Annotated in this window: 1 pseudogene; it reads left to right on the top strand. The window is 73.3% G+C overall.

Annotated elements, in window-relative coordinates:
• Nucleotides 1–217 (top strand): annotated as a pseudogene (locus tag ACQQ92_RS08475) (IS21 family transposase); the annotation flags it as partial.

The following is a 217-nucleotide window of genomic DNA, read 5'->3' as shown; positions in this document are numbered from 1 at the left end:
CACCGGGTGGAGCGGCCTAGTCGAGGCGGTGGCCCGGGTCGAGGCCCAGGCCAACTCGGAGCCGAACCGCACCACCGGCCTGCCGCCCGACGCGCTGTTCATGCGGGAGAAGGAGAGCCTGCGGCCCATCGGGAACCTCCGGCTCCTCGAGTCGATGGTGGGCGACGTGAGCGTCCAGACCGTCCCGCCGACCATGCTCGTCAGGGCCGCCGGCAGG

It is taken from the genome of Collinsella sp. SGI.241 (assembly GCF_050312955.1).
Taxonomy (GTDB): domain Bacteria; phylum Actinomycetota; class Coriobacteriia; order Coriobacteriales; family Coriobacteriaceae; genus Collinsella.
Note: the sequence above shows the minus strand (reverse complement) of the source record. Positions and strands in the feature narration are given on the sequence as shown.